This is a genomic window from Mycobacterium sp. TH-M11, assembly GCF_057473725.1.
Genome location: NZ_JBYCLD010000007.1, coordinates 1 through 6,987 on the forward strand (window position 1 = coordinate 1; position 6,987 = coordinate 6,987).

Genomic DNA, 6,987 nt, shown 5'->3' on the forward strand with positions numbered 1-6,987 from the left:
TCAAGGCACGAGTCGATGAGTACAGCGTGTAACGCTTGTCCACCGTGAAGGCGACGTCGACGGTGTTGTTCGGATTGAGCTTGACTTCCCGCACCGCACCCACCGGCACCCCGGCGATCCGCACCTTCTGGTTTCCCTTGAGTCGGCTCGCGTCAATGAAGTTGGCGTGGTAGGTGTTCGACGGCCCGAAACGGAACTCACCGAATGTCACCACCAGGCCGACCGCCACCAACAGCATAGTGACCGTGAAGATGCCGACCTTGATCATCATGGAGCGTTGAGATTCGTAGTTGCCCATCAGAAGTCGTCCCGCTCTGCGAACGCGCCGTGGAACAACCACTGCAGCGTCGACGGGGCGTCGACCTGAAGCTCGGTGAACGGCTCATACGGGATGTTCGCGTTGTCGGTCACCAGGAAGGGCGCCCGATACCAGGAACCGCCGGTCTGTTTGGTGGGTAGGTCGGGTAGTCCGCGGCAGTTCGGCCCGCCGGAGGCGTTGACCACCGGCAAGCTCTCCGGATAGGTGTAGGTCGGTGCACCCAGGATAAAACTCGACGAGGTGAACAGGCCCGCTTTCTTGACACCCAGGATCGGCGCGAATTCTTTGATCCCCCGGTCGATGGCTCCAAACAGGCAGCCGAATTCCGGTGAGTAGTCGGCGGCGACTTTCAGCGGGGCGCGAAGGCGTTTGATCCCGTCGATCAAATTCTGCTCGGCCGGCGCCAGCGTGTCATAAGCGTTGTTGGACAAGCCGATCGCGGACAGCAAGCTGGTGTTCAGGTTGGTCTGCTGGTCCACGACGGTGTGGGAAATCGTGGGCGTGTTGTTGAAAACGGTGACGAGATCGGGTGCGGCATCGGCGTAGATGTTGGCGACGGCGGCGGTTTTACGGAAGTCCTGCTGCAGCGCGGGTAGCTTCGGGTTGAGTTGCTGCGCCAAGGTATTCAGACCCGACAGCACACCGCCGAAGTCGCGGCCGTGTCCCCGCAGTCCTTCGGCCAACGCACTCAGCGTGCCGTTCAATTCGACCGGATCGATCTTCTGCAGCAGGCCGATCAGCGACTGAAACAGCGTGTTGACTTCCAGCGAAACCGCCGAGACCGCCAGATGCGCGCCCGGCTTGAGCGCCGCGGGCGAAGGATCCTTGGGCGGGATGAACTCCACCGACTTGGCGCCGAATACTGTGCTGCTGGCGATGTGGACGGCGGCGTTGGAGGGAATGTAATGCAGTTCGCCGTCGTCGATGGCCAGTCGCAACTGCGCGTGCTCGCCCGCGTAGCTGATGTCGTCGACCTTACCGATCTGGACGCCGCGGAACTTCACCTTGTTGCCGCGGTCCATCTCGAGGCCGGCGCGCGGTGCGGTCAGCGTGACGGTGTCCGTCGGTGAAAACGCCCCCGTGTAAGAGAGGTACGTCAGCACCGCAAATGCCACCAACAGCGCGGCCAGCAGCGCCGCTGCCAGCCGGACGCGGATGCGGTGTGCACCGGTGCTCGCCACTGTCCCCCCTTATCCGGAGAGGTTGAAATTACCGGACGCTCCGTAGACCGCGAGCGAAATGAACAGGGTAATCACGACGACCACGATCAACGACGTTCGCACGGCCTGACCGACCGCCAGACCGACACCCACCGGACCGCCAGAAGCGTTGTAGCCGTAGTACGTATGGATCAGCATCACGGCGATCGACATCACGATGGCTTGCAGGAACGACCACAGCAAGTCGGTAGGAATCAGGAAGGTGCTGAAGTAGTGGTCGTAGAGACCCGCCGACTGTCCGTTGAGGAAGACCGTGGTGGAGCGGGCAGCGAAGAAAGACGCCAGCACCGCAAGCGAATACAGCGGCACGATGGCAATCAAGCCCGCTATCAACCGCGTCGACACCAAATAGGACACCGAGTGCACCGCCATCGACTCGATGGCATCGATCTCCTCGGCGACCCGCATCGCACCCAACTGCGCAGTGGTACCGGCGCCGATGGTCGCCGCCAACGCGATGCCCGCCACCACCGGGGCGACGATGCGAACATTGAGAAATGCCGACAGGAACCCGGTCAACGCCTCAATGCCGATATTGCCCAACGACTCGTAGCCCTGCACGGCGATCACGCCGCCCGACGCGAGCGTCAAAAACGCCGCGACGCCGACCGTTCCGCCGATGAGTACCAGCGCGCCGGTGCCCATGGTCATTTCAGCGATCAGCCGAATGGTCTCCTTGCGGTAGCGGGTGAGCGCGTTCGGGATGTAACGCACCGACTCGCCGTAGAACAGCGCCTGCTCGCCGAAGCTGTCGACCGGCCCGGCAAAGCGGTGGAAGAAACGGCGCATGCGCAGCGTGGCGTCGTAGCTCATCGGCGCCACTCCTCAACCCCGGCCATGCCGGGGTCTTCGTCGATGTCGTAACTCACGGGCGCCTCATCGGGCCAGCACTCGGACACCGATCGCGGTCATGATGACGTTGATCACGAACAGGCAGATGAACGCGTAGACCACCGTCTCGTTGACCGCGACCCCGACGCCTTTAGGACCGCCCTTCACCGTCAGCCCGCGGTAGCAGCCGACCAGACCGGCGACCACACCAAACAGCAGCGCCTTGACTTCGGAGAGCATCAATTCGCCGAGGTGGGTCAGCACGGTCAGGCCGTTGACGAAAGCACCCGGGTTGACGCCCTGCAGCAGCACCGAGAAGACGTAGCCGCCGGCGATGCCGATGGCCGAGACGAGGCCGTTGAGCAGCAGCGCGACGAATGTCGACGCCAGCACCCTGGGCACCACCAGACGTTGAATGGGGTCGATGCCGAGCACCCGCATCGCGTCGATTTCCTCGCGGATTGTGCGCGCGCCCAGGTCGGCGCAGATTGCGGTGGCACCGGCGCCGGCCACCACCAACACGGTGACGACGGGTCCCAGCTGGGTGATGGTTCCGAACGCGGTGCCCGCGCCCGACAGATCGGCGGCGCCGATCTCGCGAAGCAGGATATTGAGCGTGAACGCCACCAAGACGGTGAACGGAATGGCCACCAGCAGCGTCGGGATCAGAGAAACCCGGGCGATCATCCAGGTCTGGTCGAGGAACTCACGTAATTGGAAGGGGCGCTGAAACGTCTTGCGCAACGTCTCCAGAGACATCTCGACGAAACCGCCCACGGCCCGAGCCGGAACCGCGAGCTGTTCGATCAACCTGGTTCCCTTCCCTCGCGGGGTCGATCCCACTTTCGAAAGCGAAGCTTGTGCATGCCCGGTTGCGGCGCCATTGCTTGTGTCCAAGCGGGGGCGCCCGCAGGAGCGCGCCCATCGTAACTAGAACAAGTTCGGCGTGTCAAAGAACCGCAAAATTCGACAAATGTCAGTAACTTGGCAGGTCAGAGCCTTTGTGATCCAAATCATTCTAGAACGTGTTCTAGTTGATTCGGATTTGATACCGGCCGTCTCGTGGGGCGGTCAGTCACTCCATCAACGCGGTGGCCGCAAAGTTGCGCTCCGGGTCGCGACCGGCGAAGTAGTCCTGCATCGCGGTGCTCAGCGCGCCCGGGTCCCAGGCTTGGGCATCCGTCGCGAACCGATGCTCCACAGTCGGTGCCGCCACCAACGTCACCTGCGGGCCGTACACGATGAACACTTGACCGTTGACGTCCTTGGCCGCCGGCGATGCCAGGAAGCACACCAGGGTCACGACATGATCCGGCGAGAGCGGGTCGATCCCGCCGTCGGCCACCTCGGGCGCGTCGCCGAAGACGTCCGCGGTCATCGCGGTCCGGGCCCGGGGGGCGATCGCGTTGGCGCACACGCCGTAGCGGCCGAGCGCACGCGCCGCGGTCAGGGTGAGCGCGGAGATCCCGGCCTTCGCGGCGCCGTAGTTGGCCTGACCGACCGGGCCCACCAGGCCGGCCTCCGACGAGGTGTTGATGATGCGCCCGTAGACCGAGCCGTCGCTTCCCTTGGCCTTGGAACGCCAGTACGTCGCGGCGTTGCGGGTCAACAGGAAGTGCCCGCGCAGGTGCACCGCGATCACCGCGTCCCACTCCTCGTCGGACATGTTGAACAACATCCGGTCACGCGTGATCCCGGCGTTGTTCACCACGATGCCCAGCCCGCCCAGTCCGTCGGCGGTGGCCACCAATTCGTCGGCCGTCTCGCGCCGGCTGATGTCGCCGGCCACGGCGACGGCTTTGGAACCTGCGGAGGCGATCTCGTCGATCACGTCGGAGGCGTCCAGCGCGGCTTTGATGTCGTTGACGACGATGGTCGCGCCCGCGCGGGCCAAGCCGATCGCCTCGGCGCGGCCCAGTCCTGCGGCCGCGCCGGTGACCACCGCGACCTTCCCCGACAGGTCGATCGCGTTCGTGCTGTTGGCCGGCGACGACGCAGACCGCGTCGTGGTCTGAGAAGAAGCCGGACCATTAAGCCCAGTCGATTCATGCTTCGTCATTTATGAAGGCCTCTAGTCTTCGCGGATCAGGGCGGCGCGCGGGCATTCGGCGATCGCCTGCTCGGCCACGGCCTCCATGTCGGCGGGCACCGGATCCAGCTTCACCACCGCATAATCCTCGTCGTCGAGATCGAAGATATCCGGCGCGATTCCCAAGCACACCGCATTGCCTTCGCACCGGTCGTGGTCGACTTTCACCCGCACGACGTTCCTCCTTGAGCCATGACTTCCAATCGGTATGCCCACCATACGACCCGTCCCGGTCGCATCCCGGGGAAAGGTGGGTGGACGCTCAAGACTAGAACGTGTTACAACCACAGGATGGGAATGGGTAGCCGACGACGCAGGCTGCGCAGAACTCCCCGATGACTGGAGGGCAGCCAGGATGCGCATCAGTTACACCCCGGAGCAGGAGGAGCTGCGCCGCGAGCTGCGGTCGTACTTCGCCACGCTGATCACCCCGGAACGTCGCGAGGCACTAAGTTCGACGTCGGGGGAGGTCGGCGAGGGCAACGTCTACCGCGACACCGTCGCGCAGATGGGCAAAGACGGCTGGCTCACCCTGAACTGGCCCAAGGAGTACGGCGGCCAGGACCGCTCGCCGATGGACTCGCTGATCTTCACCGACGAGGCCGCGATCGCCGGCGCGCCGGTGCCGTTCTTGACCATCAACAGCGTCGCGCCGACGATCATGGCCTTTGGCACCGAGGAGCAGAAGAAGTTCTTCCTGCCGCGCATTGCCGCGGGGGAACTGCACTTCTCGATCGGCTACTCCGAGCCCGGCGCCGGCACCGACCTGGCGAACCTGCGGACCACCGCGGTGCGCGACGGCGACGACTACGTGGTCAACGGTCAGAAGATGTGGACCAGCCTGATCGCCTACGCCGACTACGTCTGGCTGGCCGTGCGCACCAATCCCGAAGCCAAAAAGCACCGCGGCATCTCGATGCTGATCATGCCGACCACGGCCGACGGGTTCTCCTGGACCCCGGTGCACACCATGGCCGGCGTCGACACCAGCGCCACCTACTACTCCGACGTCCGCGTTCCGGTGGCCAACCGGGTCGGTGAGGAGAACGCCGGCTGGAAGCTGGTGACCAACCAGCTCAATCACGAGCGCGTCGCGTTGGTGTCAGCAATGCCGATCATCATGGCGCTCAACCAAGTTCGCGAATGGGCGCAGAACACCAAGGACCACAACGGTTCTCGACTGATCGATTCGGAATGGGTGCAGCTCAACCTGGCCCGGGTGCACGCAGGCGTCGAGGTCCTCAAGCTGATCAACTGGGAGCTGGCCTCGGTGGAATCAGCACCGTCGCCGGCGGACGCTTCGGCGGCCAAGGTGTACGGCACCGAATTGGCCACCGAGGCCTACCGGCTGCTGATGGAGGTGCTGGGCACCGCGGCGACCTTGCGTCAAGACTCACCCGGCGCGCTGCTGCGCGGACGGGTCGAGCGGATGCACCGGGCGTGCTTGATCCTGACCTTCGGCGGCGGCACCAACGAGGTGCAACGCGACATCATCGGCATGGTGGCGCTCGGCCTGCCCCGAGCCAACCGCTAACGAAATCACGGAGAATCCATGGACTTCACGACAACCGAAGCCGCCGACGATCTCGGCGGTCTGGTCACCACGATCGTCGATGCGGTGTGCACGCCCGAGCACCAGCGCACGCTCGACGGCCTCGAGGAGCGGTTCGACCGCGAGCTCTGGGGAAAGCTCGCCGACGCCGACATCCTGTCCACCGCTGCGCCGGAGTCGTTGGGCGGGGGCGGGTTTGGCGTGCTGGAACAGGTCGCCGTGCTGGTCGGTCTCGGTCGGCAACTGGCGGCCGTCCCCTATCTGGGCTCGGTGGTCCTGGCGGCCGGGGCGTTGGCCCGCTTCGGTTCGGCTGAGCTGCAACAAGAATGGGGCACACCCGCGGTTTCCGGCTCGAAGATCCTGGCGGTCGCGTTGGCCGGCGAGATGGGCGACGGGCCCGTCCAGGCTGCCAGTTCGGGTGGGGGCTTCCGGCTGACCGGGACCCGCACCCAGATCGCCTACGGACCGGTTGCCGACGCTTTTCTGGTGCCCGCCGAAACCGATTCCGGCACTTGCGTGTTCCTGGTTGCCGCCGACGAACCCGGTGTCACGGTGACGTCCCTGGACACCACCGGCCTGGGCAGCATCGGGGCGCTGCGGCTAGACGGCGTCGAGGTGTCCAGCGGGCGGGTCGTCGGCGGTGACGAGGTTGTGGGTTGGCTCGGCACTCTGGGCGCGTTGGGCCACAGCGCTTTCCAGCTCGGTGTGCTGGAAAGAGGCCTGCAGATGACTGCCGAATACGCCCGCGAGCGTGAGCAGTTCGACCGCCCGATCGGCAGCTTCCAGGCAGTGGGCCAGCGACTCGCCGACGCCTATATCGACGTCAAAGGTCTGCGGCTGACCGTGACCCAGGCGGCGTGGCGGCTCAGCGAGGACCTGCCGGCCGACACCGAGGTGGCCACCGCCGCGTTTTGGGCCGCCGATGCCGGACACCGGGTGGCGCACAGCATCGTGCACATTCACGGCGGTGTCGGCA

At 65.0% G+C, this 6,987-nt stretch carries 8 protein-coding genes; 2 read left to right on the forward strand and 6 right to left on the reverse strand.

What is annotated here, in order from left to right; all coding sequences use genetic code 11:
- The 6 genes from AC2VOG_RS00310 to AC2VOG_RS00335 all read right to left on the reverse strand — a co-directional run.
- A partial coding sequence (locus AC2VOG_RS00310) for an MlaD family protein (protein WP_486937918.1) occupies positions 1 to 298 on the reverse strand: 298 nt, incomplete at its 3' end.
- On the reverse strand, positions 298 to 1,500 hold the full coding sequence (locus tag AC2VOG_RS00315) for an MCE family protein (protein WP_486937919.1): 1,203 nt from the start codon (positions 1,498 to 1,500) through the stop codon (positions 298 to 300). The genes AC2VOG_RS00315 and AC2VOG_RS00310, both read right to left, overlap by 1 nt.
- A gap of 9 nt (positions 1,501 to 1,509) precedes the next feature.
- Positions 1,510 to 2,352: an MlaE family ABC transporter permease gene (locus AC2VOG_RS00320; protein WP_486937920.1), complete on the reverse strand. Its 843-nt coding sequence runs from the start codon at positions 2,350 to 2,352 to the stop codon at positions 1,510 to 1,512.
- Between the two features lie 63 nt (positions 2,353 to 2,415).
- Entirely contained in the window at positions 2,416 to 3,180 is a 765-nt protein-coding gene (locus AC2VOG_RS00325) for an MlaE family ABC transporter permease (RefSeq protein WP_486937921.1), read from the reverse strand.
- Between the two features lie 265 nt (positions 3,181 to 3,445).
- Positions 3,446 to 4,429 carry a 3-oxoacyl-ACP reductase gene (locus AC2VOG_RS00330; protein ID WP_486937922.1) on the reverse strand — a complete coding sequence of 328 codons (984 nt, stop codon included), beginning with the start codon at positions 4,427 to 4,429 and terminating at the stop codon, positions 3,446 to 3,448.
- Between the two features lie 12 nt (positions 4,430 to 4,441).
- On the reverse strand, positions 4,442 to 4,633 hold the full coding sequence (locus tag AC2VOG_RS00335) for a ferredoxin (RefSeq protein ID WP_486937923.1): 192 nt from the start codon (positions 4,631 to 4,633) through the stop codon (positions 4,442 to 4,444).
- Positions 4,634 to 4,814: 181 nt separating this feature from the next.
- Between AC2VOG_RS00335 and AC2VOG_RS00340 the strand changes: the two genes are divergently transcribed.
- Together AC2VOG_RS00340 and AC2VOG_RS00345 are read left to right on the forward strand one after the other, a co-directional pair.
- The gene (locus AC2VOG_RS00340) at positions 4,815 to 5,993 is read left to right on the forward strand and encodes an acyl-CoA dehydrogenase family protein (RefSeq protein WP_486937924.1); all 1,179 of its coding nucleotides are present in this window, start codon (positions 4,815 to 4,817) and stop codon (positions 5,991 to 5,993) included.
- An 18-nt stretch (positions 5,994 to 6,011) separates the two neighbouring features.
- On the forward strand, positions 6,012 to 6,987 hold a 976-nt coding region (locus AC2VOG_RS00345; RefSeq protein ID WP_486937925.1), incomplete at its 3' end, for an acyl-CoA dehydrogenase family protein.